Genomic DNA, 26,030 nt, shown 5'->3' with positions numbered 1-26,030 from the left:
CATGTACTTGTTCGTGATCAATGAAACATCAGGCAACGGCAGCGGAGGCCGCATTTGGAAAATGATACGCAGCATGCTTCACGATCGTAAAATCAATTACGAACATATCGTAACCCGCAGCAGAGAGCAAGCGCATACCATGCTGAAGCAGCGCCTTGCCGCATCTTCGCGCTGGCGCGCGGTAGGCGTTGTGGGCGGGGATGGAACGATCCACGGCCTTCTTCCGCTGCTTCGGGGTTCCGGCATACCCCTTGCCGTCATTCCAGCGGGCTCGGGCAACGACACGGCCCGCGGGTTGGGCATTCCCGGCAAGCCATTGGAAGCGCTGCGCGTGATGCTGGAAGGACAGGCGGCGGATGTGGATCTCATTGCCATTCCAGGCCGGGTGGCGATTACCGCACTGGCAATTGGCTTCGACGCGAAAGTGGCAGACAATGTAAACCGCAGCTGGTACAAAAAACTATGCAACAAGCTCGGGGTCGGCAGAGTATCTTATTTGATCGGCATTATTCATACGCTTCTTACCTATCGCCCCAGCCCACTTACGATCGAATGCGACGGGATCACCGAGCATTATTCCTCCGCCTGGTTAACCGCAATCAGCAACGTTCCCAGCTATGGCGGCGGACTAGAGATTTGTCCAGAGGCCAATCCCGCCGACGGGCTGCTGGACATTTGCATCGTACATAACTGCAGCAGGCTGAAGCTGCTATTCCTGTTTCCTACGGTATTATTTGGCCGCCATATTTCATTAGCTTATGTGAAAATGCTGCGCGGACGCTCTATTACCGTTCACAGTTCACAGCCCAGGATCGTTCTGGGAGACGGCGAGCCGGTGGGCATTACCCCTATAACGGCTGCAGTCGAACAGGACATGCTGCAGATCATGCAATAAATCTCAGCTCAAGGGCTTGCGAAGGCTTCATTCAAAGAGGGCTGATAGCTTCAGGCGAGAGCTGGTACAAAAACAACCTTTGCCGGATAGAAATCCTTCCGGCAAAGGTTGTTCTTTTGTTCCGACTCAGGAAGGAGCGGAAACCTGCCATACGATGGGGGTCAGCTCAATCTGCTCTCCCAACCATTGGCGGGCGATTCTACTGAACATTTCGGAATCCCCGCTGCAAAAAAATTGATGTATCGGAATTTCATTGCCGCGAGCCAGCTGCCCCTTCTGGTATAGCACCGTGCTGATTTCCCGTGCGGTCTCATCCGCGGAACTGATCAGCTTCACCTTAGGCCCCATGACGTCCTGAATCGAGCGCTTCAGGAACGGATAGTGCGTACATCCCAGGATCAAACAGTCGATAGGATGCTGTTTCATTCCCTGGAGGGATTGCTCCACAACCAGCTTCGCCTCCGGCGTCTCAAACTGTCCCTGCTCGACGAGCGGAACGAAGTCCGGGCATGCTTCACTCACTACGTCAATGACAGGATTGAGCTCCTTCAAGGCTGAGGTATAGGCACCGCTATTGACGGTTCCGATCGTACCGATCACCCCGACTCTTCCCGTCTTCGTCGCGCTGATTGCTGCCCTTGCACCAGGATGAATTACCCCGATGACAGGAATGCTAACCTTCTTCTTAATATGCTCGAGCGCGGCTGCTGTTGCAGTATTACATGCGATGACAATCATTTTTGGATCGAATTGAATCAAATAATCCACGATCTGCTCGGTAAATAAAGTGACCTCTTCCGGGGAGCGAGGGCCGTAAGGCGTTCGCGCCGTATCTCCGAAATAGATAATTTTCTCTCTGGGGAGCTGTCTCATGACTTCCTTTGCCACGGTAAGACCGCCCACTCCCGAGTCTAGTATTGCGATGGCTTGCTGCACGAACATACCGCTTCCTTTTGTTATAGTTTAAATGCTCTACGTTACTTTATGACCGATCCTCACAAAGTGTACTAAATAAATATTACCTTATGTGAGGAGGAAGTGACAAGGAACGAACCCGTCAGCCTGTCCCGTCAAGTCTGAGAAAAAAGACCCTGCCGGGTCCTTTTCAGCCGCATATTCGATTATGACTGAAGCTTATTCTCGTCATCCTCGCCAGGAGTCGCCTGCTCTTCGGCTGCCACAGCTTCTTCAGGCTCGCTCTCCACAACGATCGCTGAAATCTGTGCTTCCTTATCGCTAGCCTCGCTGACGGTTTCTTCCTCTTTGCACTCACGCCAAGTCTGGATATCCTGGATAAGACTTCCTGCGGTTTCTTTTACCTTCTCGGCTAAATGAGCGCTCTGTTCGCCAACCTTGGTGGCGATTTCGCCTGTTTTCTCACCGACCTGACGCGCACCATCGGCAATATCCTTACGAAGCTCTTTTCCCGGCTTTGGAGCGAATAACAATGCGGTAACCGAACCGACGATCGTACCTATTGCTGCGCCCCATATCCAACCTTTGTTTCCCTTGCTCACGATACATCTCTCCTTAAGTGGCCCGCCCGTACATCAGGGCTAATGCCTATATTGTTAATTTCATTATAAGCAGCAGAAGCTTGTTTCGACACAACCGTCCCGAAGACATTTTTCGGATATTTGATGGAAGCCCGATCAGATCTCAATTCCTTCTTGATCCAAATAAGCACGGACACGCGCAGCAAAGGCAGTCAACGCTTCTGCTTCCTTAAGGCCCTTTAAGAGCTCCGAGGCCGTGCTTCGATCGATGTTGAAATACTCCTGCACCAGCGGCTTGCGCAGCCGAACCAATTCAATCAGGATGGCATGCAGCTCTTCGTCGACTACTTTCTCATCCAGCATAATATCAATAATATCCTCGTAGCTGCTGGCATCCCTCATAATAAAGCCGTCAATTAAATAGCTTCCGACGTCAGTAACGATTTCCAGCGCCAAATGAAGCGCTCTCTCCATAGCATAACGTTCCAGAAGCTCTGAATCTTGGATCATTAGCGTATCCGATGACTTCAAGACTTGTACAATTTCCGGCAGCATATGTAATCTGCGTTCAATTTGTTCCCGGTTGACGTAATACACGAAAGTCTCCTCCTTCGATGTGCCAATGTGCTGCAGGCATCCTTTATTTGGCGTGCTTGCCTTGATACGACTTGCGGCTCGATGCCTGTTGTCTTAGGTCTCATCGGCTTTCCCGGTGACGACGGTTTCCCCGGTTTCCTGAGGCTTCGTCGTTTCCATAGGCTTTGCTACTTGCTTGATCTCCTCATTTTGCAGCTTTTGCTTGCGGCGCCCCTTCAGCTTCAGCCAGACCAGCATGACTATGAATGCGATCACAGCGTAGAACACCGTATATACCGTAAACATTACATCTCCCATACCATCCATTCAGGCAAGACTCCTTCGCTCATATCAAGAATAACGTACTGCCTTATTTAAAATTCAAAATCAACGGCGACTTGACTCTCTCTGGCTTCTGTCATATGCTCAATGACTTTTTGGTGAACAGGATGAACCTGGTAGCCCTCCAAATCCGCCAGGGAATCAAATGTAGTTACAAGCGCGATATCATACGAGCGTGGCGACTTAACAACGTCCACTCCAACCTCAATGCTGCGAAGCTGCTCGATCTTTCCTTCCATATTACGGAGAACACTAGCCGTTCTTTCAATGCTCTCCGGGGAAGAATCCTTCAGTTTAAACAAAACAATATGCTTAATCATGACACGCTCTCTCCTTAAAAATAAGTGATTACTATCAAAATATATCATACCGCATATTTAACGAAAAGCGTGCAGCACATTCACGATCGAGCATAAAAATAACTTTCTTGCGCAGCAGCACACTTGTCCAAACTCTATGAATTTATTGAACATATCATATATTACGAATCATATATGACAGCAAGGGGGAACCAATATGGGCATATTGAACTACCTATTTAAGCGGCCTAAACTAAAGCTCCGCATGCTTCAGGCTTCGTTTGAGCTTCTGAAGCAGCGAGTCGATCACTTGGAAAGCTTGCTCGCCGCAGCTACATTCCCTGATTCCGAAACGACGGAACGATTAAGTAAATTCGTTGGCGAGCATCTAACGATCCAAACAAGCAGCATAAAAATTCCAGGAACTTTAGTAGCTGTTCACAGCGATAATTTTGAAATTCGCGATATCAACGGAAGGCTCGTCTTCATCCCTGCCAACAAAATAATTTCCGTTACATTTGATAATAAACAGCTGCGCCATTAAACTAATCTATATACGTGCTTGTTAATGTTATTTCATCCTAAATGTTCCTAACGAGGTGAGTGGAAGTGCCAAGCTTGATATTGGAAGGAGGAACCCTCCGTCCTATTTTTAGTGCGGGTGTCATGGATGCACTGCTGGACGAACAAATCATGTTTCCTTACTGCATTGGGGTATCCGCGGGAATCAGCAACGGATTTTCTTATATCTCCCGTCAGAAGCGCAGGAATTTGGATATCGTAGAGCAGTACCGGAACGATCCCCGTTATATCGGATATCGGAATTTTCTCCGTCATCGCAGCCTGTTCGGCCTGGATTTTATATTTGGCGAAATCCCGGAACAGCTCATCCCCTTCGATATGGAGGCATTCCAGAGCTACACCGGAAAGCTGCTTGTCGGCGTTACCAATGCTGAGACAGGACAGCCTGAATATATCGATGGGCTGCAAATCGACGAAACGATGACCATGCTCCGGGCAACCTGCGCCATTCCGATGTTTTTTCCGGCGATTGAGATGAATGGTTCCAAATATTATGATGGAGGATTGATCGATCCGATTCCGATCCGCAAAGCGGTGGAGGACGGCAATGATAAGCATTTGATTATCCTCACCCAGCCGAAAGGCTATATAAAAACGTATAGCAAGCAAAATGCCATGGTGGCAAAATTATTAAGGCGCAAGTATCCGCTATTAGAGGATATCTTGCTGACCAGACATGAAAGATATAATGAAACGGTCGCTTACTGTGAACAGTTAGAAAAAGAGGGACAAGCGATCATTATTCGTCCGCGGATGCCTTTGGACAGCTTCGAGAAAAATGTCGCCAAGCTGCGTGATACATGCCAGCACGGTTATGATCTGGCGATGGAGCAAATGAACGATATTCAGCAGCTGTTCCATTAATCACCTGAGCGTTAGTCGCAAGTATTCTCTGGAGAGGTGGCTGTTTAGTGAAGGCGATCATTATTGGAGCTGGAATTGGCGGGTTATGTACATCGATCGCGCTGCGAAAGGTCGGCGTGCATACGGTTCTTTTTGATCGACGGGCAGATGTTCACCTTGGCGGAGCCGGTATCGGCCTCGGAGCTAATGCGGTACGCGCGCTGCAAATGCTCGGTGCAGGCGGGGAGCTGTTCGATTACGGCAAAACGATGAGCCGTATTCAAATCATGACGGAGCAGGGAAAAATTCTGAGCAATGCGCATACCGCGGTAATCAGCCGCAAATATGGCCTGGATAATGTAAACATGGATCGCGCCAAGCTGCTGAAAATTCTGCTTCGCTCGGCAGATCGGGGGCATCCTGTTCAAACCAGAAAAGAGTGCATTGGCTTCGAGCAGCATCCTGGAGGCGTAAAGGCCTGGTTCAAGGATGGAAGCTCAGAGGAAGGGGATGTGCTGATTGCTGCCGACGGGCTCCGTTCCACCATTCGCCGCATGCTGCTGCCGGGGACGGAGCCGCAGTATGCGGGCTATACCTGCTGGCGTTCGGTCGTGCCCGTGAATCCTGCCCAAGCACCATACGATCCGGATGCGTTTACGGAAACCTGGGGAGTTAACGGGCGCTTTGGAATCGTGCCCTTGGCGAATGACCATATTTACTGGTTTGCTTGCATCAACGCGAAGGAAAGCGATCCTAGGCTGGCGGAATACACGGCCTCTGATCTGGCGCAGCATTTCCGGCATTATCACGAGCCGATCCCCCGGCTGCTCGCAGCTTCCGGGAATGAGGCGCTGCTTCACCATGACATCATGTACCTGCCCCCGCTTCGCCGGTATGCCTTCGGGAGAGTCGTTCTGCTTGGCGACGCAGCCCATGCGACGACGCCGAATATGGGCCAAGGCGCCGGACAAGCGATTGAGGATGCGGTTATCCTTGCCGGACATATCAAGCACACGCAAAACGTGGAGACTGCTTTGGAGCGATATAATAAACAGCGCGTCAAACGGACTGCTTCTATCACCCGAATGTCCGGTCGGATCGGAAGAATAGCACAGTTGAACCGTCCAGCCGCCGTATCGCTTCGAAATGCGGTTATGCCGCTGCTGCCTAACGCATTTATAGCTTGGCAAATGGAATACCTGTATCGCATTCGACTTGATGGCTTGATATAATCAGGCTTTTTTGTGCATGAAGGAGGCTGCACAAGCTTACTAAAGCCTCGCACGCCATCTGACGAATTTGTCGGCGCTTGTCCTTCGAGCCAGCATGCGAGCGTACATGTATTGGCTGTATGTATTGTCTTGCGAATGATCCTCGAGGTTCGGCGGAGTTAAATAATACATTCCGGCGATGCAAGCAAGATGATACTCATTCCAGCTCCCATACTGGCGCTGAGCTGTCTTGGCAATTTCTCTGGAGAAGACCCTGGCTTCCCTGTATGCCAAATAACCCAGTCTGACTCCGGTTTGAGCCACGGCCAAATAAAGCGCAAAGTCGTAGGCAGCAACTCCCCCCGAACCCAGATACGGCATGATCTTGTTGATACGAATCAATTTTCGTTTGCGATCATCCGATTCGGGCAGGCTGGCAATGTACGGTTCACGCTCCTTAACGGGCATGGCAGAAAGTAAGTGTTTCAATCGATTATATTCAGAGCGATATCCCTCATATAACAGCCACTTCAGCTTCCTGTTGCATGTGTTGGAATCCTTTATTTTGTAATGATAATACATCCAACTGTTCAGGGAATGCTTGGATGTAAAGCCGAGCATAGTTAAGCTCTTGATGCTTTGATCATTCAGAGGATCATTCATAAACAAAGCATCTGTCATAGCGCTATAGTATAATTGTCTTTTCAATGCTCCGACCATAGACTCGTCCTTTCCTTAATGGTATTCGCTAATATTCTCTTTTTCGCTTTTCGCAGGCGTAAATGCCAAGTGAAGAAGTACAAAATTAATCCAAAAGTAAAAATATTGGTTCGATTCAGTAAAGATGGCTTATGCTGTGAACTCTCCTCTATATATTTAGCATAAAAGCTTTGGGGTTTCTCGGTATCACCAGGCAGCCGCTGAATAACTTGAAATGCAGCGGATTCAATATCCGTAGAAGCCAGTCTATGAATATACCCGGTGACGGTCACGGAATAATCTCCTTCTGATGCGGCGGCATCTGATAGCCACTTCTTTGATAAAAATATAATGTCCTGCTGATCCTGCTTCCTGAAGCTCCCTGTATAAATGTAGCTCTTTGGAAAGCCATAGTCCTCTAAATGCCTCTCGGCAACAGATCTTGCCTGAATAACGACTTTGGGCTTTGCCTTATCCGTATCGAGCTCATATTGACCCAAATCAAGATCCTGCACATCGGTCAAGGACAAAGATACGTAACTGCCTTTCCTGACCTTTTCCAGCTCCTTCAAGTTCGTAATATGAATAGGCTCCCGATTCCCTATTCCATTAAATACGGAAAATATAAACCATCCAAAGCTCAGTATCATAGCCGCTAAGACGCATGTGTGCTTCCAGAAATTCCTTCGATTTCTAACCTTCTGCTGTCTGGCTGCTTGCCGCTTCTCTTTGTACAGCTCCCATACATACTCAGGATGCACGATGGCAAGGCCATTAAGTGCCTGAATCTCCTCTATTGAGGCGGGCTCTGCTTGATCGATAACTTTCTTAAAACAATCTTTGGCTTTGTCATTTTGGCGCAGCTTCAGCCAGCAATGACCCAACAGCAGCCTTGCTTCCATTCGGCGGGGAGCACGGCTTAGCAGTAATTGATAGTCCTCGGCGGCAGGAGCGTACTTCCCTTGCTGAAATCTCATGCGAGCACGCCCAAAATAACCGTCCAACTCGCCTGGTGCCATTCGGATATGCCCTTCATAAGCTTCCAGCGCTGCCTCTATTTTCCCCGTTCGCTCATAGTATTCTCCCAACAGAAGCAGCAAGTCGGGATCAGCGCCAAACAGGTTAGAAGCTTGTTCCAGGTACTTCCCGGCTTCCTTCAAGTCATTGGCCATTAATGCTTGATAGCCCTTATAGCGATATCCTAAAAACTGATCAAAATCGATATCCCCTGCAGCCAGCAGAGATTCATATTGCAGTCCCGGCTCATCCAGTTGCTTGGTATAATACTCCAGAAATCGATAAACTTTAGGGTGTTCATACTCACTCCAGCGTTCTTTCATCTCAAATTTCCAGCCAAAAAAGCCCTCAAGCAGCTTCCAGATCTCTTGCGGGAGGAAACGGCGTGTTTCCAATACCTCGAGCAATCGTTCACTGATCTCTTCTTTATTAAAAATGTTCCAGGTCACCTTGGTATTCAGCAGCTCGACCCAAGCGTTGCTCGAAATCCGGGAAGGAAAATGATCGTATAAGGCAATAGCCTGCCCGATGAACTCATCGACCGTCTGACAGCCTGCCTCGGGCTCATCTGGTTCAGATTCTAAAGACTCTATGTGCAGCTCTACGGGCAGTCTAGGTGGAAGAATTACCGCCCGGGCATCCTCTTCCGGATGCTCGCCTTCGGCATGCTCTGCTTGTTCTTCTTGTTCTTCTTGCCCCTCTTGCTCTACTTGTTCCTGTAGTTCTTCCTGCTCTATGTCTTTTAGTTCAATGAAATCTTTCTTAAGCCCATGCTGCTTGGCTATCTTCAATGCCCGGTCATACGCCTCGCGTAGTGCCTGATAGCCTTCTGCATCATCCTCTGGATGATAAATTTGGAGCTGCTTAGCATAGGCACGCTTAATCATCTTAATATCATTCGTTGGGTCAATGCCAAGCCTCTGCCAGTTGGTCATGAATGGTTCTGCCATATTTTACTCTCCATTGGAAATGTAAATTTATCAATTATCCTTTATTTTTTATCGGGCTCAGAGTTAAATTTTGTTAACTGTCATTGTATAAAATTTATATTTGCTATATTTTTTATATTAAATATAATTAGTATATAAACTTAAGGAGGCGGTATCCTATATCCATTGAAGTATGCCCGTATTTAGAGTACGCCTTCAGCATCCTCGGAAAGAAGTGGAATGGATTAATCCTGCATTATCTCTCCCTATGCGCGAATAGTTCGGCTCATTTTTCAGAGCTTAAACGGGATCTGACCGACATTACCTCAAGGGCTTTGTCTTTGAAGCTGTCCGAGCTCATCAATTACGGATTAATAGAGAAAAAGGTTACGGCAAGCTCTGCGGTCATCATTTCGTATGAGTTAACGGATAAAGGCCGTTCCTTAACAGCAGCGCTCATGCCTGTTCAAAGTTGGGCACAGCAATATGAGAATCTACCTGGAAAAGAGGACAACAACGATGAAAAACGAGAATATGATGTGTGATTTAAACACAGGCGTGTGCGGAGAAGTCGGCGAAGATGGGATTCAGCTCATCGATCTGAATAAGCCCGAAAAAAAGGTTCACCTTTATTATGTTACCGATCCGATTTGCTCCCACTGCTGGGCGCTTGAACCGGTATTGCGGCGTTTTCAGGAGCAGTACGGTCACTATGTCCAATTCCATACGGTAATGGGCGGTTTGCTGGAGAGCTGGGACGGCTTTGCCGATGTCAGCAACGGCATCAACAGCCCGGCAGATGTCGCCGGTCATTGGCGTGAAGTGGGATTACATTCCCGCATGCCGATCGATGGTTCATTGTGGCTAGACAATCCCGTGCAATCCTCTTATATTCCCTCTCGTGTCTATAAAGTCATTCAGCAGCAGAGCGAGGAGCTGGCGAATACGTTTCTGCGCCGGGCCAGAGAAGCGGTATTTGCCTTCAATCAAAATATCGGAGAAGAGGCTGTTCTGGCCAATATCGTTAATCAAATGAGCTTGAGTGGAGCTGCCATCGTGGAGCAAGCCGCAGCGCCGGATGCGCAGAGCTTGTTAGAAGAGGATTTTGAGCTTTCCCGATCGCTTGGTGTGCGAGGTTTTCCAACGATTATTATGGTCAATCAAGACAACAAAGGCGTGAAAATCGTCGGAGCCAGATCGCTAGCCGACTATGTGAAGGCTCTCACTCAGGTGTCGGAGGCCGCTTCTTTGCAAGCACGCCCTCTTCAGAAAATAGCAGCTCTTCTTCAGAGAGAGCAGCGTTTGTTCTCGAAAGAGATTGAAATCATGTATGATCTGGAGCCGCATGAGGTAGTCGGCTTTCTGAAAAAATCACTCCCGGCAAATGAGTATACGCTCTCAAAAATTGTTGGCGAAGTGTATGTAGAGTCAAATTTATCCTCTTAAGAATTGCTCGATTTGTGTCGATATATAAATAAAAAATATCGACTCGACTTACTTAGGGGGAACAGTATGAGATCAGTCAAAGCAAAGCTTATTGGATCATTTATCATCGTATTCTTATTTGTTGCCATTATGGCACTAGCGGGGTTATCACAAATTGGGAATATAAGCAGTTTTACAAAAGAGCTCACCCAGCGTTGGATGTCCAGCATTGTTATAATTGATAAGATCAATTTGAATATCGAGCAATTTATGAATAGCCATAATCAAACATTAACTACGAAAGATCCAGAACGGTTAAAGCAGCTTAGCGCTATGACGGATTCTCTGTTGCTCCAGATCGACGAAGGAATCGCAAGCTATGAAACTGTGATTCAAAACGATGAAGACAAAAGCTTGTATAGAGAGCTTGTAGACGCTTGGAGCCAATTTAGGACAGGTATTGACGAATTGAACAGCGAGCAAGCCAGTGCGGAAGAGAAATTAAAAATCACGGAAGGAATCGTGCAGGCGTTTGACCAGATCAAAGCCTCGCTTGCGCAATTGGATGAAATCAACCATGAAGCCATCGAGCAAAGCAACCAGCGTTTTGAGGAGCTTTTTGTCCAAACTAGATCTATCGTTTTTTATATCGGGATTGCCATATTGGCGATCGTCATCGGGCTGGCCTGGCTGCTTACCCGAAATTTAACCAAACCATTGACCGCCACGACTGCCGTAATGAATCGGATTGCGGCCGGTGACTTAACCGTTAAACCCATGATTGTGAACCGCAAGGACGAATACGGCACCATGATGGAAGCCGTCAATGGAACTATCGCTAACTTGCAGTTGTCCGTAAAGCAAATGCAGGACTCTTCCAATGCCATAGCCGGTGCATCCACGCAATTGTTCGCCAGCTCCGAGCAAAATTCGGAAGCGTCCCGTCAGGTAGCGGAAATGATTCAACAAGTAGCCTCCGGCTCCGAAGATCAAGCTACCACGGCGATGGAGTGCAGCAGAGTCATCGATGAGATGGCCGAGGGCGTCCAGCGTATTGCCGAGTCAGCCGGAGAGGTATCGGAGCTATCCCGACATGCTGCATTACAAGCGAGTGTAGGAGCGGATACAATCATTGAAGTATCCGGCAAGATGAAAAAACTGAGCGGGACGGTCGAAGCGGCCAGTCTAACCATTCAAAAGCTGGAGCAGGAATCTCAGCAAATAAGCGAGATCTCATCTCTAATCAGTCAGATTGCCGCGCAGACAAATCTGCTGGCTCTTAATGCGAATATCGAGGCTGCCCGAGCCGGGGAGCACGGGCGAGGATTTGCCGTCGTAGCGGGAGAAATCCGTAAACTGGCCGGCCAAAGCGATGAATCCTCCCAGAATATTAGCGAACTGATCGAGACGATTCAGCAGGATATGGTGCAGGCTGTCTCTTCCATGAGCCGAAGCCTGGAGGATGTTCACGAAGGTGCAGCCTCTGTAGCTCAAGCAGAGCAAGCCTTTAAAGAAATTGCGGCATCGGCGGGCGATGTCTCCCTGAGAGTTCAAGAGACGGCTGCCGCAACCGAGCAGCTCTCCGCTTCAACGGAGGAGGTTGCCGCATCCATCGCCAATATGGGCCAAATCGCCAAACAAACGGCCGAGATGTCCCAGCAGGTAGCGGCGTCAACGGAGGAGCAGCTGGCCTCGAGCGAAGAAATCACGAGCTCCTCTCAGTCCTTGTCGGCTACTTCCGTAGAACTAAAAAATCTAGTCAATACGTTTACACTGTAATGCATGAAGACGACTGCTGCGAGATTCACTCGTTGAGTCGTCTTTTTTATGGTGCTTTAATTTATTTTCAAACGATTTGAAAAAGAGGCTGCTCCGCCAAGAAATGAATCGGAAGGTTTGGAAGAAATGCCCGCAGCTGCTCCGCCAAAGCCTTCATTCCCGGTGCTTCGCTTTCCGCATGACCTAGCACGATAAGTGCTTTACGTCTCCCCTGCCGACAGGCGTCTCTGACATACTCGGGGGTTTCCCATTCCGGCCCCTCTCCGGCGATGACCAAGTCGAGATTCTCCGCAGTCATTAAAGGGATCGCATTGGCGCCCCCGCCGCGATAGCCGACCAATATTCCTGCCCGTTTGCAGCGCATCGACATATCCCCGACAACGCGCACATAAGGAATGCCAAGCTTCAGCTTTATATATTTCGCGATCTCGGCTACAGTCATTTCCGGCAAACCGAGTATGGTTGAAATCGGAAGTACCTTCTCGATGCAGTCCTCCCAATGCAATGCCTGAACCAGACCGGCCGTAATTTTATCCGGCTTATATTGATGAATATAATCATGAAGCCGGAAAATCGCGATTCCCGACGCTTCGATCAATCCCCGCTTCTGCAAATAAACCGGATCATCCTGCAGCAGATCTGTATGACTGTGATGACTGTAAAAAACGCCTTCATGAGTGATTAACAGATTGATTCCCAAGTTCATGGCCTGCTGAATCACATCATGCGTCGGCATGAACGTAACGCCGATTCCAGTCACTGTCGTTTCCGGATGTCCTGCTTCCAGCCGATCTACGGTATTTTCTAAAGGGGCGATCGGAGCCATCAACAAATCCATTACTTGCTGTATCGTAATCGCCATATTACATCTCCCCTGCCCAGCGCTGTCTCGTTGCCGTAACGGTCTCCCCGGTAAGGATCGCCTTCTCGAGCATCTTGCCTAAATAGTGATCCTGAGAGGCTTCTGCAAGACTATAAAATGCTGGCCCGCCTTGAATATATTCGGCCATGCGCTGCAGGCAGCGCGCAATTGCAATTTCATCATCATATAATCGTGCCGGAGCAAACGGGTTGTCGTACAGCCATTGTTCTCCGCAAATAATCCCTTGCAGGAAATAGCCCTCCTGATTCTCAAGCTCTCCTTTGTTTACGCGCTTTAGCTCCAGCTGCAGCGGAACGGTCGTTTCCTGCTGGATAAGTACCCGGGTATCGAAGATTTCTCCGCGTTCCCCCCTAACCGAGAGGTGATTCGACCGGATCCAGGAACGGTGCTGATCCCGTGTAAAATCGTAAATCCCCAACCTGTCGCCAAAATCGAGCCATGCTAAATCTCTTTGGGAAGGAATCACTTTATCTTCTGTCGGCGGCCCTTGTCGCGTTGGACCCTGTACCCATTGGGATTCAAAGCGCATCCCTTTAATCTTGACTTCCTCGAAGGTTATTCCTAGCATTTTACGAATCAAGCTTACACCATGGTATAGATGGGAGATAGAAACGGTCGTTTCTGTAATTCTCCCCAGCCGCCCAGAATGAATGAGAGCTAACCGCGCTTCTTGGATGGGATGGAATTGATATTGCTCTGCCACCTGAATACGAGCGCCTGCAGCGGTCAGTTGATCATGCAGCAGCTCCAGTCCTTCCAGATCCGATGCTGGCGGCGTTTCTGCCAATGCCGGCATTCCCGCTTCAGCCAGCTTGAACATATAATCCATGCCCTCTGACCCGCTGACCGAGACGACGATAAAATCAGAACTCTCATTTTTCAGCAGCTGTTCAAGAGAACGATAGGTTGTCGCACCCCACTGTGCCTCCATCGCTCTAGCTTTAGCCTCATTCCTTACCACCATGCCGCTGACCTGAAACCGATCCGGCATAGCCCGGGCAATTCGCAGATAATATTGTGCGCGGAAACCCGCGCCTCCGATAATGCCAAACCTCACCGGTCTTACAGGATTTTCGGGTTCCATGCCACATACCGATTCCACAGCATCTTCTGGATTCATAACTTCCTCTTTATTCTTAGTAGAATTGTCCATCGCTGCCTCCAGATCATTCATCTTTTGGTATTTGCCTCTGTTAAATTCATCTTTGAATGAAAACGGGGGGCGTTAGCCAAGAAGGCCTCCCGCGTATAAAACGGACTGTTTTTCGTTAACGGAAGGCTTACGGGCTGCTTCGTTATGGCTGATTCATAGATCGCCGTAATGAGCTCTAATACTTTTCTTCCTTCCTGTCCGTCTATAAGCACTTGCAGCGATGGGTTTTCAATCGCCGTCAGGATGTCGTCGACTTGGCCAGCGAAACCGTTAAACTGCAAGGGCTTAATACTCTCGTAATACTGCTGAATTTCCTTCTCCAGTTCCGTATTCCGTTCCGGGAAACCATTCTCGAGCTGTGAGGAGGCATATACTTTCCAAGGTGCTGAAATCCGGGCGCGTTCCCCCTGAAAAATCATCTGCCGGTCCTGACCATGATGAATGACCGAGCTCGTAATTTGTGCGAGGCTGCCATTCGGATATGAAAAAATAGCAATGGAAATATCCTCGACTTCCGAATTGCGATGCGAGGTATTGCTGATGACGGCTTGAACGCTTTGCGGCATGCCCATCATCCACTGGAGCATGTCCATGTGATGAACGCCATGGTTCAGCGTACAGCCGCCTCCCTCGCTTTCCCATGTTCCTCTCCACCAGAGATCATAGTAGTTTTCGCCGCGCCACCAATAGGAATCGACCTGCCCATGAACAATTTTCCCTAACAACCCGGAGTCCAGCGTATGCTTCAGCTTCCAATTGGGATCAAGAAATCGGTTCTGCCCTACTACCGAGAGGACGCTCCCCGATGCTGCAGCAGCCTCCAGCATTTGATCGCATTCCTCCAAGGACATCGCCATCGGTTTCTCTACGAGCACATGCTTGCCCGCCCGCAGAAAATCGCTTGCCATCTTGGCATGCAACTGGGGAGGGGTGCAAATCGAAACCAAATCGATTTTCTGATGATGGAGCAGCTCCGTGTAGTCCTGCATAATGAGGCAATCTAGCTGGAACTCTTCTTTGAGTCGAATTGCTTTTTCTATATTATGGTTAACCAGAGCAACCACTTTGCAGCGCTCCGAAAAAGACATATAAGCCTCAACGTGAGAACGTGCTATAGAACCAGTGCCGATAATAGCTACGGAAATTATGACGCATCACTCCTCGATCGCATATGTAAAGATAGCGCTTCCATGATCCTGCAAGCTAACGCTCCCTCCGATTATACTTGCATATATAGCTTTCTTTGCATTATCTAATATATTCATACTATCAATTCAATTAGCCAGTTTATATAGGAACAATGCACAATTTATTTTTATTTCTTCCAAAGATTCCGAAAGAATCCTCCTACCAGATTATCGAGGCGATCCGCCGAATGGCCCCTTAAGAAATTATCGCAAAAAGCCCCACTCATTCGAGTGTGGCCTGAATGCGACTATATATAATGATTTTAATCTAGTTAGCTTGTGGAAAATTCCCCTTCCACTCTCCTACGCCAGAGCGTCCACCTCGCTGCGATTCGGTATGGATGTTTGCGCACCTGCCTTCGTTACTACTATAGAAGATACTTTCGTGGCGAAGGCAATGGCCTCCTGTACGCTTTTACCCTCGGACAAGCCTACGGCAAAAGCTGCAACAAACGAGTCGCCGGCTGCCGTTGTATCCACGGCTTTCACCGCCCGGGCCGGAACATGAACGGCCCCATTCGCGCTTACGTATAGAGATCCATTGCTGCCAAGCGTAATGATCAGATTGCTTACACCTTTGGAGAGCAATACTTTTGCCGCATCTTCTGCCGCTGCTATGGAATCGACGGGCTGCCCGCTCAGCTTCTGCAGCTCGGTCTCGTTCGGAATCAAATAGTCCAGTTTGCCGAGTATAGCATCAGGTATAAAGTCCGGGGCAGGCGCTGGATTTAGAAGGACGGTTTTACGGTGCTTGTTAGCCAAATCAATGGCCTGATATACCGCCTCATGGGGGATTTCCATCTGCAAAATAACAATTTCCGCTTCCTTGATCAATTCCTCATGATCCAAAATGTAATCTTTGCTGCAAAGATCATTTGCGCCCGCCAGCACCACAATGCTGTTGTCTCCCTCATCATTCACTTGAATGACAGCCAATCCGGAGGAAGCCGCTGGCACAAGGTCGATGCGATCCGCATGGACACCAGCCTGGCGTAAGTTATCAATGAGAGGTATTCCGAATTCATCCCCTCCGACCTTGCCGAGCATGGAGACATTTGCCCCTAATTTTGCAGCCGTTACCGCCTGGTTTGCCCCCTTGCCCCCTGGTATTCGCTCAACAGAGCTGCCAAGCAAAGTCTCACCCACCTGCGGTATATAAGGGACTCGAAGCACCAAGTCCATATTAATGCTGCCAATTACTAAAATTTTGCTTGCTCCCATACGTTACACTCCTTAATTGCAATCCCTCATTTAACAATCTAATCCTACTTTATCCTAATATTCTTTCCAATACCAGTTGATTGAAACGGGCATATTCAGCTTCAGCAGCGATGTTATGGATGGCAAAGTCTCAAAGATAAATATCGATAAGGATCCCTTTGGAATATTCAGCAGCGATTTGGCTTGGTGATCGGGTAAAATTTAATCTGGATATAACGAATGAAAACGAATAACGAATGCGGGTGGAGGCCGATTTGTGCCTTCACCCGCATTCGTTATAGCAGTATTGTTTTATTGAATCCTCTGTTCGAGCAGAACTCCGTTGATGCCATTTAAAAAGGCAATTGCGCTGGCTTTGATGATATCGGTATCCATCGCGCGGCCCGAGTAAATTTTGCCTTCATATTGAATGCGGATGTTCACCCGGCCGACAGCTTCCTTGCCGCGAGACAGGCTGCTGATCTTGTAATCCTCAAGCTGAACGTCGAGGCCGGCCAGAGATCGGATGACGCTGTACAGTGCATCGATCGGGCCGTCTCCAACGGCGCTGCCTTTTAATGATTCGGCGCCTTTCTTCAGCTCCACGATCGCCGTAGGATACAGATCATTCGTAATCACTTGAAAAGAGACGAGCTCATAAAGATGCTTGCTGTGATCATCAATCGTCCGATGGTTTGTGATTAGATAGAACACGTCGTGATCATATACCTCTTTCTTCGCATCGGCCAATTGTAAAAACTTCTGAAAAAGCTGCTCAAAATCAGCATCATCTCCCGTGTCAAAGCCCAGCTTCTCTACCGTACTCTTAAAAGCGTGCCTACCGGAACGGGCCGTCAGAATCAATTCCATGCTGTCCGCTCCAACCTCCTCCGGCGACATAACCTCGTAGACCTGCTTATCCTTCAGCAAGCCGTCCTGGTGAATGCCGGAGGAATGTGCAAAAGCATTTTCGCCCGTAATGGCCTTATTCACCTGCACATCCAGTCCCGTCAAATGGCTTACTAATCTGGAGGTTCGAAGAAGCTCCTGCGTCTTGATATCGGTATGGCACTGATAGAAGCTTTCTCTTACCTTAAGCGCCATTACCACTTCCTCCAGCGAAGCATTTCCTGCTCGCTCTCCGAGCCCATTAATCGTGCATTCGATTTTTTCGGCTCCATTCTTAATGGCACTGAGCGTATTGGCCGTGGCCAGTCCGAGATCATTATGGCAGTGTACGCTTAGAATGACCTTGTCATCCAAGTTTTTAAGCCGTTCATGGATGTTGCGGATCATTTCGCCAAATTCCTCGGGTACAGCATAACCGACAGTATCAGGCACATTGATCATGGTTGCGCCTGCCTTAACGACGGCTTCGATCGTCTTCCATAAATACTCGAAATCCGATCTCGAGGCATCCTCGGTAGAATACTGCACATGGGGAAGCAGTGTTTTGGCATATTTTACAGCATCGACTCCCATTTGAAGCACCGCTTCCTTCGAACGGCTGAATTTCTTCTCTACATGAATGTTCGACGTACCCAGCACAATGTGAATCAGCGGGTCTTGCGCCAATTTTATGCTTTCGTAAACGGCATCAATATCGTTTTTAACGGCTCTTGCCAGGGCCGTAATCGTTACGCTATCCCCGACGCTTCTGGCAATTTCCTGTACAGCCTGGAAATCACCCACTGATGATGCCGGAAAACCGGCTTCAATAATATCGACATTCAGACGCTTGAGCTGCTGTGCGGTCTCTATCTTCTGCTGCATGTTTAGTTTTGCACCTGGAACCTGCTCCCCGTCACGTAGAGTCGTATCCAGTACGATTATTTTACGATTCATGAATCGTTACCTCCTAAACCATATTAAAAATATATATGTGAAGCGGGGTTGGTTAAACCCGGAATTTAACCAACAAAAAAACCCCGTCTCTACGTATAGAGACGAGGTTTAACCCGCGGTACCACTCTAATTCATTTCCCAAGAAATGAGCTCATTCGATGGCTAACACCATCTATCCCTGTAACGGTGGAATTCCGGCTGGCCCTACATGTCAGGCAGCTGTTCATAGACGAGTTCGAACTGAATGACGCTGCCGTTTCCCACCAACCAACGGCTCTCTGCAAGGTCATTTCACTTCTACTATTTCTATTCATCACATTTAAGTTTGAATTTATTGGATATTATATGCCCGTATCCTTTCGTTGTCAACTACCTCTTTATTGAGCTTCCATAAACGATGCAGCATTTATGAATTTTGTTCCATCTCATTCGCTAAATGAATGAGCTTGTTCAGCGTTTTGAAATTGCGTACCGTCGCGGGAACGCCTAGTTTATCGAGTCTTCCGGACAGCTTTGAATTCCGGGAGCTATTGCTGAATAATAGATAGATTTCCTTGCCCTTAATGATGTATTTATCCTCACCAAAGTCGGTGGCATGCAGCTTGTCTACTTGTTCAGCAGGCAATGCCTTCTGTAAAATAGAAACGTACAGAGTCTCTCCAGTGGATGATTCAGCGGCCTTGGCGATCTCCAGTTCGGTAAAAGGGCATCCCGCCGCAACGCTGCGCAATTCCGAGGCCGTCCTTAGTATAACGCTTACTGAAATTGCAAAGGCTGATTCGATCCCCTGCTCGATCCGTTTGCACAGCACCGCTTCCTCCTCGTCCGATTCAAACAAGACGTTTCCGCTTTGAATGTAGGTTTGTACTCGGGCCAGGCCAAGCTCCTCTTCAAATATGCGCCTTAGCTCGGCCATTTTGATTATATTTTTGCCGCCGACATTGATCCCCCGCAGCAGAGCAATGTATATCATATTCCGTCACACCGCCTAGTCTCATCTTAAACGAATTATAGCATAGAAAATTTATGCTAATAAACCCAAGGGTTATTCGGGCTCATAATAACCAAGCATTCCCCAATAGAAATATTTAGAGGATTCGTCATTTCGATGCATTGGAGGACAGCTATCTTGAAAGATCCTTATCCGGGGCATAACAAGCCCTTTATCGTACCTCAGCCGATCCGAAGCGATGGCGCAGGAGGGCCAGATTTAGGACCGCGCGATGTGCTGAGAGACTTAGAGAACCCGAATATGCTCGTTCCGCCTGTTACAGATGCCGGTTTGGTGCCCAATCTGAAAATGTCTTTCTCCGATACCCATCCCCTTACGGCACCGTACCGCTGAGCTTCAAGCACCGTCTCCTGGCTCAGAAACCGCTAGTAACGCCCGGGGGAAGCGTAAGGATCGTGGACTCCTCGAATTTCCCCATCTCCAAAACAGTTGCCGCTGCCCTGGTCGAGATTAAGCCCGGCGCCATGCGAGAGCTCCATTGGCATCCCAATAACGACGAGTGGCAATACTACCTCACGGGACAAGGGCGAATGACCGTATTTGCCGGAAACGGAATCGCCCGCACCTTCGACTACAGGGCGGGCGATGTCGGCTATGTTCCTTTTGCTTTTGGCCATTATATTCAAAATACCGGAACGGAATCGTTATGGTTTCTGGAAATGTTCAAGAGAGACCGGTTCGCTGATGTTTCGTTAAATCAGTGGATGGCCCTCACACCTCGGAGCCTTGTAGCCGATAATCTTCATGTTGGCCCTGAACTGCTGGATGCCTTGCGGAAAGAAAAGTGGCCTGTCGTTAAATATCCCGATCGCCACGAGGAGCCTAAATAATGGAACGACGTCAAGCCGGCAAACGGTCGGCTCAAGTTTTTATTATGAAGGCTATATGATTTTTATTGCGGACGTTCTATCTCGAACCGCTTGCCAAGGCTAGCATAGAAGCTCCCAGCCAAACGGCTGACCGGGTTCAGCTTCACAGGATCGATATAACCGTTTTTGTAAATCTCTTCGTCCATGATAAAACGTACGACGCGGGCAATAAGCAAGTCCGTGGTCGGTGCTTCCTCCGTTCCCCCTAGCGTCACGGATTGATCAAGCACGCATTCCATCCGAACCTTCGCTTCGCGGATTCCGGGAACGGCAACGACCTCGCTGGCGATCGGCGACAACCGGGTCAAAGCAATTTCACTTTCCTCCGGCGGCAGGTTCGCTGCAGTCTCATTGACGGCTGCAGCCATGCTTTCATCGACGATGTGGATCACCAGTTCTCCGCGAGCAATCGCATTTCTAGCTGTGTCTTTCGCTTCCCCGTTCTTGCGCTGCACAGCGATGGACAACAGCGGAGGCGAGCTTGATACGATTGAAAAGTAACTGAAGGGCGCGGCATTGAGAACTCCCTTCTCGGACAAGGTCGTTACGAAAGCAATAGGCCTTGGAATGACGCTGCCGATGAGCAGCTTATAATTATCCCGCTCACTCTGCGCTGCCGGATCAATAGATATCACGATGCATTTGCCTCCCGTCTTATTTTTTGCAAATCAGGCGCTGCCCATCTTTTCGCGAAACCAGGCAGCTGCCGCATTCACTTCACTGCTTGTCAGCTGGTGACCGAAGTTTTCCCAATGCACGGTTACGTCGGCCCCCGCTCCACTCAGCAGCCCCTTAAGCTCTTCGGTTTCACTTGGCGAACAAATGGGATCATTGCTTCCCGCGCCGATAAATACCGGTACGCCCGATAAGTTCGGAAGTTGAAGCCCCCGCAAAGGAACCATCGGATGATGAAGAATCGCTCCTTTGAAGGCATGTTCAACATGAAAAAGCAGGCTGGCCGCAATGTTCGCTCCATTCGAGTAACCGATCGCTACTAGATTCCTACGATCAAATCCGTATTCCTCTGCGGACTGATCCAGAAAATCATTCAGCTCCTTCGTACGAAACACTAAATCCTCTTCATCGAATACGCCCTCCGCAAGCCGTCTGAAAAAACGCGGCATCCCGTTCTCCAGCACGTTCCCTCTCACCGAAAGAACGGATGAATTCGGAGATACCAGCTTGGCGAGCGGGAGCAAATCCCGCTCTGTTCCGCCAGTTCCATGAAGGAGCACAAGCGTAGGCGCTCCTGAGTCAGTCCCTTTTTCAAAAATATGTCTCATCACTTTGTTCCCTCCTCTAGCACCCTAACTTCAAACGGTTCAAGATTCGCCTCGATCTGCGAACGTACCGGTTCGAACCATGACGGAAGCATCAGCTTCTGGCCCAGCTCCTCCGGTTCCTCATCCCGGGCAAAGCCTGGAGGATCGGTCGCTATTTCAAATAGTATGCCGCCTTTTTCCCGGAAGTATATGGCATTGAAGTACTGGCGGTCGATAATTTGTGTCGGCTGATAGCCGCTATCCCCGACCTTTTGCTGCCATTGCTCGTGCTCGTCGAAATCCTTTGCCCGCCAGGCGATATGGTGAACGGTACCCGCTCCGCCGCTGCCCCATTCCATGTCCTTCAGCGGCACATCGATAATGTTGCCGATCTCTCCCGAAGCTTGGAACCGGGCGTAGAATTCGTCCTCCGCCACTTTGCTTAATCCAAGAACGTCCTCCAGCACGCGCATCGTTTGCTTGGTATTCACGCTAAACAAGACAGCGCCGCCAAAACCTTTGATCGCTTTGTCTGCAGGAATGCCCCCGAACGACCAGGTGCTGTTCGCTCCTGCTTCCCGCTCTACAAGCTCAATCCACAATCCTTCGTTATCCCGGAAATGGAGGTATTCTTCATTAAACCGCGAGGCTTTCGTCAGGGAGACCCCAAACCCTTTCAGCCGATCCTCCCAGAAATCAAGCGAGCCCGGCGGTACGACATACGTCGTAATCCCCACTTGGCCTCCTCCGACCTTCCCCCGCCGGGAGCCCGGCGATGGGAAGAAGGTAATGATCGTTCCCGGACTGCCGTGTTCATCTCCAAAGTACAGATGATATACCTCGGGGGCATCGAAGTTAATCGTTTTTTTCACCAATCTTAAACCGAGAATACCAGCATAGAAATCGACGTTCTCCTGCGGACTCCGCGCAAAAGCCGTGATATGATGAATGCCTGCTGTTTGTAATGTCATAATCATACACTCCTTTTTTAATATTAAAAGCCGTTATAAGTAACAAATTCTCCTACCGGCTTGCGGTAACCGCGCAGCCGCTGTCCCGATACATCCTCTTTCCCCAGGGCAATCAGCATGACCGGTACATAGCGATCCGGAATGTTCAGCTCTTTCCGCATTTGCTCCGGGTCAAAGCCGATCATCGGACAAGTATCCCAGCCTTTGTCCTTGGCAATCAGCATAAAGAGCATGGCCGACAGGCTCGCGTTGCGAATCGCCTCATCCCGCTTGAAGGCATCTCCCCGATCCTCATAGAACTGAGTCACCGATTCCACCGTCATATCTAGTTCCTGCTTATTTATAATGCCCAAATGCAGCATTCCCTCGTTCATTTGTCTCACATTCTCGAAGCCATTCAAGTCGCCTAGTACGAGAATAGCTGCGGATGCAGACTTGATTTTGTATTGCTTATTCGCGGCCTCGTACACTCTATTCTTCTTCCCGGGATCTTTAACGATCACGTAATGCGCATGCTGCAAATTAAAAGCAGACGGCGCATACTTCACAAGACTGAACATCTCCTCCAGCTCCTGATCAGAGATCGTTACCTCGGAATGAAACTTCATAGCAGACCTTCTATCCTTTACCACATTCACTAGTTCGCCCATGATATAATCCTCCATCAACCAAAGTTTTATTTTCTACTTTTTAAAAAAGAGCATCCAACGAATAAACACCTGCGCCCGTTAATGCAACACCGATCACAACGATGAGTAGAACAAGCGGGTATTCATAGCCGTTTGCCGTTGCCCACAAGCCATTCTTGAAATGCACCTTAACAATAGCCCCTACCATGGCTAGGGCAATGAGTGCAGCGGCCAGCGGCGTCAATAACCCGAGCGTGAAGAGCAGCCCGCCGACAAATTCCATAAGGCCTGCCAATACCGCCATAAGAACCCCCGGCTTAATGCCGATCGACTCCATCCAGCCTCCGGTGCCTTTGGGGCCGTAGCCGCCGAACATCCCGAATAATTTCTGTGCTCCATGGCCGATGAACAATATTCCTACAACTAAACGAATCAACAATAAACCTAAATCCAGCATAATTTATACATCCTTCCACATTTATTTTTAAGTTCATTATCTTTATTTAAAGATATTTAGGAAAAAAAGAAGCCGCAGATCGGTGAATTTCGAGTATTTCAAGATACAATGAAAATCCCTCCCGATCTGTTAGCCGAACCATCGCTTTACGAGCTTACCCGCCAGCTTTCCTATGAGCTCTCCGCCCCTTTGCCCAGACGTTTCAGCAGTTCAATCGCCTGAAGCTTCTCTTCGTAGTCGAGGCCGCTTAGCCTCGAATGAACGAACTCGGAATGATCGGGAAATATCCGCTCGAATAGCTCGTTTCCGTCCGCCGTAATTTCGGCGTAGATCACTCTCCGATCCTGTTCGCAAGGTACGCGCCGAATGAGCCCCTTCTGGACAAGCTTGTCGATATTGTAGGTCACGCTTCCGCTGGTGATCAGAATTTTATCTCCAATCTGCTGGAGAGGAATCCGGCCTTTGTTATACAATACTTCGAGAATCGTGAATTCCGAAGGTGATAAGCCGCGCCGCTTCATGTCTTTGATCGCTTGATCCATAATCGTTTTGTATGCTTTAGAAAGGACAACGAACAATTTAAGCGAAGCCGTATGTTCTTGATCCGGCATTTCAGTCACCTCCATTTATCTCGTGTTCAAACATCTTGAATTAAAGATATACCATTTTTCGCCGATTGTCAAATCTATTTTTGCGGTCGAGTTTTTATCTTAGTATATCGAAGCCGAAAAGTCCCTATACCTTAACTAAACTGCTTTTCGCAATAGGACTCCCCCAAGAGAACTGAACCTGTTCCTTCGTCATGCCGAGCGAGACTCTCCTGCTTTAATCTGCTTCCAAACGGATGCAGACCAGTTGTATTTCTTGTAAGGTCTGCTCCCCTTTCCTTCACAAGTTCTTCTAATTCTCCTAGCCTCAAAAGAGGATTTAAGGCATTCAGGTAGAAAAGTGATTTTAGTAGCGTTATCAATGATTGGCTATCAGTCACATACCCGAAGGGAGAATACAAAGAGAATGCTGTTGGAAAAAGGACAAAAGCTGCTGTTCATTGGGGATTCGATTACGGATTGCGAACGCCAACAACCGAATGGAGAAGGGTTGTTTTTCGCTTTAGGCAAAGGATATGTTGCTTTGGTTGATGCTTTGCTGCAAGCTGTTTACCCGGAGATGGGTATCCGTATCGTAAACAAAGGGAACAGCGGCAACACCGTACGCGATCTGCAGGAGAGATGGCAAGAGGATGTATTGGATCAGAAGCCGGACTGGTTATCCATCATGATCGGAATTAACGATGTATGGCGGCAATATGATACGCCGTTTATTCCCGAGTGGCATGTCTATGCCGAGGAATATGAAGAGACTTTACGCAAGCTAGTGAACCAAACAAAGCCGCATTTGAAGGGGCTTGTGTTGATGACTCCGTTTTATTTGGAGCCCAATCCGGAGGACAAAATGCGCAAGACGATGGATCAATACGGGGCGATCGTGAAAAAGGTTGCTGTTGAAACCGGAGCGGTATTCGTCGATACCCAAGCGGCGTTTAACGTGGTGCTTGAGGAGCTGTACCCGGCAACCCTGGCCTGGGATCGTGTCCATCCTTCCTATGCAGGACATATGGTGCTGGCTCGGGCATTTTTGAAGGAAATCGGGTTTGAGTGGAATAAGGGTTAAGAATGTAATAATACAAAAAGCAGTCCGTCCTCTATTCCGAGACGGACTGCTCGAAATCTCTATTCCCCTCTTGCTCTATACAAATCAATCGACTTATATCCCTGGGCTAGAATATCGCACATCTGCAGCAAACGCTTCTCCTGCGTTTCGCTTCTTTTCGCGCTGTACACATAACGTGCCCAGTCCTTCTGATATCCAACAGCTAAATTATTGTATTTGTCCAGCAATTCCTTATTGCTGCTCAAATAATTCCGAATGCTTGGGACGTAATCCACATAATCGTCAACCCGCTGGCTGCTCTTCGCGCTTGGCGACTTGCCCTTCTTCGAGGCTTGGGCTTTCAGCCCAATAACCGTAAATACATCGTCCATGCTGACCATCCGCGAAAACTTCAAAGTACTGCCGGATACGTACCCTTCCTCATCGATCTGGTTTTGTTGAAAGAAGCTGTCCCGATCGATATATTCCTTGTATTTACGGTTGTTTTTCTTCGGATAGGCAAAAAACAAATAGCCATTTTCATGAATGGCTTGCTTTTGAATGACGAGATCCAAATACTCCTTGAATTGATCCATATTAAATATGAATACAAAAATAAGATCATATTTCTCCTTCGTCATTTCCGTATCATATTGCAGATCTTTAAAGTCCTCGATATCCTCCGGTTGATTCAAAATTAGCTTCGAAGCGTATTTATTTAAATTTAGTTTGGCAACTACGTTATTCTGCGGACTCATTATCTTCTCCAACCTTTCTTAGCATGCAATCAAGCTGTCTAATATTCATAATAACATAAAG

At 48.5% G+C, this 26,030-nt stretch carries 29 protein-coding genes, 1 pseudogene and 1 other annotated feature; of the genes and pseudogenes, 9 read left to right on the top strand and 21 right to left on the bottom strand.

What is annotated here, in order from left to right:
• The first annotated feature begins 1 nt into the window (after position 1).
• The gene (locus ACE3MQ_RS05185; protein ID WP_379391321.1) at positions 2-895 is read left to right on the top strand and encodes a diacylglycerol/lipid kinase family protein; all 894 of its coding nucleotides are present in this window, start codon (positions 2-4) and stop codon (positions 893-895) included.
• Positions 896-1,021: 126 nt separating this feature from the next.
• Here ACE3MQ_RS05185 and racE read toward each other — a convergent pair whose 3' ends face one another.
• The 5 genes from racE to ACE3MQ_RS05160 form a co-directional block, all read right to left on the bottom strand.
• Positions 1,022-1,837 (bottom strand): glutamate racemase, encoded by an 816-nt coding sequence (gene racE / locus ACE3MQ_RS05180; protein ID WP_379391319.1) that lies wholly within the window; start codon positions 1,835-1,837, stop codon positions 1,022-1,024.
• A gap of 179 nt (positions 1,838-2,016) precedes the next feature.
• Positions 2,017-2,412 carry a YtxH domain-containing protein gene (locus tag ACE3MQ_RS05175; RefSeq protein ID WP_379391317.1) on the bottom strand — a complete coding sequence of 132 codons (396 nt, stop codon included), beginning with the start codon at positions 2,410-2,412 and terminating at the stop codon, positions 2,017-2,019.
• A gap of 135 nt (positions 2,413-2,547) precedes the next feature.
• Positions 2,548-2,988 carry a DUF86 domain-containing protein gene (locus tag ACE3MQ_RS05170; protein WP_379391315.1) on the bottom strand — a complete coding sequence of 147 codons (441 nt, stop codon included), beginning with the start codon at positions 2,986-2,988 and terminating at the stop codon, positions 2,548-2,550.
• A 93-nt stretch (positions 2,989-3,081) separates the two neighbouring features.
• Complete coding sequence (locus ACE3MQ_RS05165; protein ID WP_379391313.1) at positions 3,082-3,294, bottom strand: hypothetical protein; 213 nt, start codon at positions 3,292-3,294, stop codon at positions 3,082-3,084.
• A 47-nt stretch (positions 3,295-3,341) separates the two neighbouring features.
• On the bottom strand, positions 3,342-3,629 hold the full coding sequence (locus tag ACE3MQ_RS05160; RefSeq protein WP_379391312.1) for a Dabb family protein: 288 nt from the start codon (positions 3,627-3,629) through the stop codon (positions 3,342-3,344).
• 196 nt (positions 3,630-3,825) lie between these two features.
• On the opposite strand from ACE3MQ_RS05160, the gene ACE3MQ_RS05155 reads away from it, so the two are divergent.
• The 3 genes from ACE3MQ_RS05155 to ACE3MQ_RS05145 all read left to right on the top strand — a co-directional run bounded on the left by ACE3MQ_RS05155 (position 3,826) and on the right by ACE3MQ_RS05145 (position 6,265).
• Complete coding sequence (locus tag ACE3MQ_RS05155; RefSeq protein ID WP_379391310.1) at positions 3,826-4,152, top strand: hypothetical protein; 327 nt, start codon at positions 3,826-3,828, stop codon at positions 4,150-4,152.
• Between the two features lie 65 nt (positions 4,153-4,217).
• Positions 4,218-5,054, top strand: coding sequence for a patatin-like phospholipase family protein (locus ACE3MQ_RS05150; RefSeq protein ID WP_379391308.1), 837 nt, complete (start codon positions 4,218-4,220; stop codon positions 5,052-5,054).
• A gap of 47 nt (positions 5,055-5,101) precedes the next feature.
• On the top strand, positions 5,102-6,265 hold the full coding sequence (locus ACE3MQ_RS05145; protein WP_379391306.1) for an FAD-dependent monooxygenase: 1,164 nt from the start codon (positions 5,102-5,104) through the stop codon (positions 6,263-6,265).
• Between the two features lie 39 nt (positions 6,266-6,304).
• Here the strand turns inward: ACE3MQ_RS05145 and ACE3MQ_RS05140 are convergent, their stop codons facing one another.
• Both ACE3MQ_RS05140 and ACE3MQ_RS05135 read right to left on the bottom strand, forming a co-directional pair.
• Complete coding sequence (locus ACE3MQ_RS05140; RefSeq protein WP_379391304.1) at positions 6,305-6,964, bottom strand: DUF1266 domain-containing protein; 660 nt, start codon at positions 6,962-6,964, stop codon at positions 6,305-6,307.
• Positions 6,949-8,910 (bottom strand): J domain-containing protein, encoded by a 1,962-nt coding sequence (locus ACE3MQ_RS05135; protein ID WP_379391302.1) that lies wholly within the window; start codon positions 8,908-8,910, stop codon positions 6,949-6,951. Before ACE3MQ_RS05135 ends, ACE3MQ_RS05140 begins: the two co-directional genes overlap by 16 nt.
• A gap of 164 nt (positions 8,911-9,074) precedes the next feature.
• Here ACE3MQ_RS05135 and ACE3MQ_RS05130 point away from each other — a divergent pair, with 164 nt between their 5' ends.
• The 3 genes from ACE3MQ_RS05130 to ACE3MQ_RS05120 all read left to right on the top strand — a co-directional run bounded on the left by ACE3MQ_RS05130 (position 9,075) and on the right by ACE3MQ_RS05120 (position 12,093).
• A complete protein-coding gene (locus ACE3MQ_RS05130; RefSeq protein ID WP_379391862.1) occupies positions 9,075-9,434 on the top strand; it encodes a winged helix-turn-helix transcriptional regulator in 360 nt (119 codons plus the stop codon).
• Entirely contained in the window at positions 9,409-10,335 is a 927-nt protein-coding gene (locus ACE3MQ_RS05125; protein WP_379391300.1) for a DsbA family protein, read from the top strand. The genes ACE3MQ_RS05130 and ACE3MQ_RS05125 overlap by 26 nt, the downstream gene beginning before the upstream one ends.
• Before the next feature lie 66 nt (positions 10,336-10,401).
• Complete coding sequence (locus ACE3MQ_RS05120; RefSeq protein WP_379391298.1) at positions 10,402-12,093, top strand: methyl-accepting chemotaxis protein; 1,692 nt, start codon at positions 10,402-10,404, stop codon at positions 12,091-12,093.
• A 67-nt stretch (positions 12,094-12,160) separates the two neighbouring features.
• Here ACE3MQ_RS05120 and ACE3MQ_RS05115 read toward each other — a convergent pair whose 3' ends face one another.
• From ACE3MQ_RS05115 to ACE3MQ_RS05090, 6 genes are all read right to left on the bottom strand, one after another.
• Positions 12,161-12,955 carry a Nif3-like dinuclear metal center hexameric protein gene (locus ACE3MQ_RS05115; protein WP_379391296.1) on the bottom strand — a complete coding sequence of 265 codons (795 nt, stop codon included), beginning with the start codon at positions 12,953-12,955 and terminating at the stop codon, positions 12,161-12,163.
• Position 12,956: 1 nt separating this feature from the next.
• Entirely contained in the window at positions 12,957-14,060 is a 1,104-nt protein-coding gene (locus ACE3MQ_RS05110) for a Gfo/Idh/MocA family protein (protein WP_379391861.1), read from the bottom strand.
• Positions 14,061-14,146: 86 nt separating this feature from the next.
• On the bottom strand, positions 14,147-15,277 hold the full coding sequence (locus ACE3MQ_RS05105) for a Gfo/Idh/MocA family protein (protein WP_463140016.1): 1,131 nt from the start codon (positions 15,275-15,277) through the stop codon (positions 14,147-14,149).
• 342 nt (positions 15,278-15,619) lie between these two features.
• Positions 15,620-16,537 carry a ribokinase gene (gene rbsK, locus ACE3MQ_RS05100; protein ID WP_379391294.1) on the bottom strand — a complete coding sequence of 306 codons (918 nt, stop codon included), beginning with the start codon at positions 16,535-16,537 and terminating at the stop codon, positions 15,620-15,622.
• Positions 16,538-16,828: 291 nt separating this feature from the next.
• On the bottom strand, positions 16,829-18,361 hold the full coding sequence (locus ACE3MQ_RS05095; protein ID WP_379391292.1) for a 2-isopropylmalate synthase: 1,533 nt from the start codon (positions 18,359-18,361) through the stop codon (positions 16,829-16,831).
• Positions 18,362-18,455: 94 nt separating this feature from the next.
• Positions 18,456-18,684 (bottom strand) — a binding site (T-box leader).
• A gap of 83 nt (positions 18,685-18,767) precedes the next feature.
• Positions 18,768-19,334: a DUF1697 domain-containing protein gene (locus tag ACE3MQ_RS05090; protein ID WP_379391290.1), complete on the bottom strand. Its 567-nt coding sequence runs from the start codon at positions 19,332-19,334 to the stop codon at positions 18,768-18,770.
• Positions 19,335-19,469: 135 nt separating this feature from the next.
• On the opposite strand from ACE3MQ_RS05090, the pseudogene ACE3MQ_RS05085 reads away from it, so the two are divergent.
• Positions 19,470-20,203 (top strand): annotated as a pseudogene (locus tag ACE3MQ_RS05085) (cupin domain-containing protein).
• 62 nt (positions 20,204-20,265) lie between these two features.
• Here ACE3MQ_RS05085 and ACE3MQ_RS05080 read toward each other — a convergent pair.
• The 7 genes from ACE3MQ_RS05080 to ACE3MQ_RS05050 form a co-directional block, all read right to left on the bottom strand.
• A complete protein-coding gene (locus ACE3MQ_RS05080; RefSeq protein ID WP_379391288.1) occupies positions 20,266-20,877 on the bottom strand; it encodes a flavin reductase family protein in 612 nt (203 codons plus the stop codon).
• Between the two features lie 33 nt (positions 20,878-20,910).
• A complete protein-coding gene (locus ACE3MQ_RS05075) occupies positions 20,911-21,525 on the bottom strand; it encodes an alpha/beta hydrolase (RefSeq protein ID WP_379391859.1) in 615 nt (204 codons plus the stop codon).
• Positions 21,525-22,475 (bottom strand): ring-cleaving dioxygenase, encoded by a 951-nt coding sequence (locus tag ACE3MQ_RS05070; protein WP_379391286.1) that lies wholly within the window; start codon positions 22,473-22,475, stop codon positions 21,525-21,527. The genes ACE3MQ_RS05075 and ACE3MQ_RS05070 overlap by 1 nt, the downstream gene beginning before the upstream one ends.
• Before the next feature lie 23 nt (positions 22,476-22,498).
• Entirely contained in the window at positions 22,499-23,125 is a 627-nt protein-coding gene (locus ACE3MQ_RS05065) for a nitroreductase family protein (protein WP_379391284.1), read from the bottom strand.
• A gap of 40 nt (positions 23,126-23,165) precedes the next feature.
• Positions 23,166-23,561, bottom strand: coding sequence for a DoxX family protein (locus ACE3MQ_RS05060; RefSeq protein WP_379391282.1), 396 nt, complete (start codon positions 23,559-23,561; stop codon positions 23,166-23,168).
• A 170-nt stretch (positions 23,562-23,731) separates the two neighbouring features.
• Positions 23,732-24,172: a MarR family winged helix-turn-helix transcriptional regulator gene (locus ACE3MQ_RS05055; protein WP_379391280.1), complete on the bottom strand. Its 441-nt coding sequence runs from the start codon at positions 24,170-24,172 to the stop codon at positions 23,732-23,734.
• A 124-nt stretch (positions 24,173-24,296) separates the two neighbouring features.
• Positions 24,297-24,365 carry a hypothetical protein gene (locus ACE3MQ_RS05050; protein WP_379391858.1) on the bottom strand — a complete coding sequence of 23 codons (69 nt, stop codon included), beginning with the start codon at positions 24,363-24,365 and terminating at the stop codon, positions 24,297-24,299.
• A gap of 210 nt (positions 24,366-24,575) precedes the next feature.
• On the opposite strand from ACE3MQ_RS05050, the gene ACE3MQ_RS05045 reads away from it, so the two are divergent.
• Complete coding sequence (locus ACE3MQ_RS05045) at positions 24,576-25,232, top strand: SGNH/GDSL hydrolase family protein (RefSeq protein WP_379391278.1); 657 nt, start codon at positions 24,576-24,578, stop codon at positions 25,230-25,232.
• A 59-nt stretch (positions 25,233-25,291) separates the two neighbouring features.
• Here ACE3MQ_RS05045 and ACE3MQ_RS05040 read toward each other — a convergent pair whose 3' ends face one another.
• A complete protein-coding gene (locus tag ACE3MQ_RS05040) occupies positions 25,292-25,969 on the bottom strand; it encodes a YdeI/OmpD-associated family protein (protein WP_379391276.1) in 678 nt (225 codons plus the stop codon).
• Positions 25,970-26,030: the final 61 nt, after the last annotated feature.

Origin of the sequence: Paenibacillus lentus (assembly GCF_042714055.1) — a bacterium.
In the GTDB taxonomy this organism is placed as follows: domain Bacteria; phylum Bacillota; class Bacilli; order Paenibacillales; family Paenibacillaceae; genus Fontibacillus; species Fontibacillus lentus_A.
The sequence above is the reverse complement of the archived record's forward strand: the minus strand, read 5'-3'. Positions and strand labels throughout refer to the sequence as shown.

What these genes read in the sequence shown, in the direction of transcription:
- ACE3MQ_RS05165 (WP_379391313.1), bottom strand. Translation starts at nt 3,294, where the DNA reads ATGGATGGTATGGGAGATGTAATGTTTACGGTATATACGGTGTTCTAC.
- ACE3MQ_RS05055 (WP_379391280.1), bottom strand. Translation starts at nt 24,172, where the DNA reads ATGCCGGATCAAGAACATACGGCTTCGCTTAAATTGTTCGTTGTCCTT.
- ACE3MQ_RS05125 (WP_379391300.1), top strand. Translation starts at nt 9,409, where the DNA reads ATGAAAAACGAGAATATGATGTGTGATTTAAACACAGGCGTGTGCGGA.
- ACE3MQ_RS05070 (WP_379391286.1), bottom strand. Translation starts at nt 22,475, where the DNA reads ATGACATTACAAACAGCAGGCATTCATCATATCACGGCTTTTGCGCGG.
- ACE3MQ_RS05065 (WP_379391284.1), bottom strand. Translation starts at nt 23,125, where the DNA reads ATGGGCGAACTAGTGAATGTGGTAAAGGATAGAAGGTCTGCTATGAAG.
- ACE3MQ_RS05110 (WP_379391861.1), bottom strand. Translation starts at nt 14,060, where the DNA reads ATGGAACCCGAAAATCCTGTAAGACCGGTGAGGTTTGGCATTATCGGA.
- ACE3MQ_RS05140 (WP_379391304.1), bottom strand. Translation starts at nt 6,964, where the DNA reads ATGGTCGGAGCATTGAAAAGACAATTATACTATAGCGCTATGACAGAT.
- ACE3MQ_RS05095 (WP_379391292.1), bottom strand. Translation starts at nt 18,361, where the DNA reads ATGAATCGTAAAATAATCGTACTGGATACGACTCTACGTGACGGGGAG.
- ACE3MQ_RS05075 (WP_379391859.1), bottom strand. Translation starts at nt 21,525, where the DNA reads ATGAGACATATTTTTGAAAAAGGGACTGACTCAGGAGCGCCTACGCTT.
- ACE3MQ_RS05045 (WP_379391278.1), top strand. Translation starts at nt 24,576, where the DNA reads ATGCTGTTGGAAAAAGGACAAAAGCTGCTGTTCATTGGGGATTCGATT.
- ACE3MQ_RS05120 (WP_379391298.1), top strand. Translation starts at nt 10,402, where the DNA reads ATGAGATCAGTCAAAGCAAAGCTTATTGGATCATTTATCATCGTATTC.
- ACE3MQ_RS05155 (WP_379391310.1), top strand. Translation starts at nt 3,826, where the DNA reads ATGGGCATATTGAACTACCTATTTAAGCGGCCTAAACTAAAGCTCCGC.
- ACE3MQ_RS05090 (WP_379391290.1), bottom strand. Translation starts at nt 19,334, where the DNA reads ATGATATACATTGCTCTGCTGCGGGGGATCAATGTCGGCGGCAAAAAT.
- ACE3MQ_RS05060 (WP_379391282.1), bottom strand. Translation starts at nt 23,561, where the DNA reads ATGCTGGATTTAGGTTTATTGTTGATTCGTTTAGTTGTAGGAATATTG.
- ACE3MQ_RS05040 (WP_379391276.1), bottom strand. Translation starts at nt 25,969, where the DNA reads ATGAGTCCGCAGAATAACGTAGTTGCCAAACTAAATTTAAATAAATAC.
- ACE3MQ_RS05160 (WP_379391312.1), bottom strand. Translation starts at nt 3,629, where the DNA reads ATGATTAAGCATATTGTTTTGTTTAAACTGAAGGATTCTTCCCCGGAG.
- ACE3MQ_RS05135 (WP_379391302.1), bottom strand. Translation starts at nt 8,910, where the DNA reads ATGGCAGAACCATTCATGACCAACTGGCAGAGGCTTGGCATTGACCCA.
- racE (WP_379391319.1), bottom strand. Translation starts at nt 1,837, where the DNA reads ATGTTCGTGCAGCAAGCCATCGCAATACTAGACTCGGGAGTGGGCGGT.
- ACE3MQ_RS05185 (WP_379391321.1), top strand. Translation starts at nt 2, where the DNA reads ATGTACTTGTTCGTGATCAATGAAACATCAGGCAACGGCAGCGGAGGC.
- rbsK (WP_379391294.1), bottom strand. Translation starts at nt 16,537, where the DNA reads ATGGGAGCAAGCAAAATTTTAGTAATTGGCAGCATTAATATGGACTTG.
- ACE3MQ_RS05115 (WP_379391296.1), bottom strand. Translation starts at nt 12,955, where the DNA reads ATGGCGATTACGATACAGCAAGTAATGGATTTGTTGATGGCTCCGATC.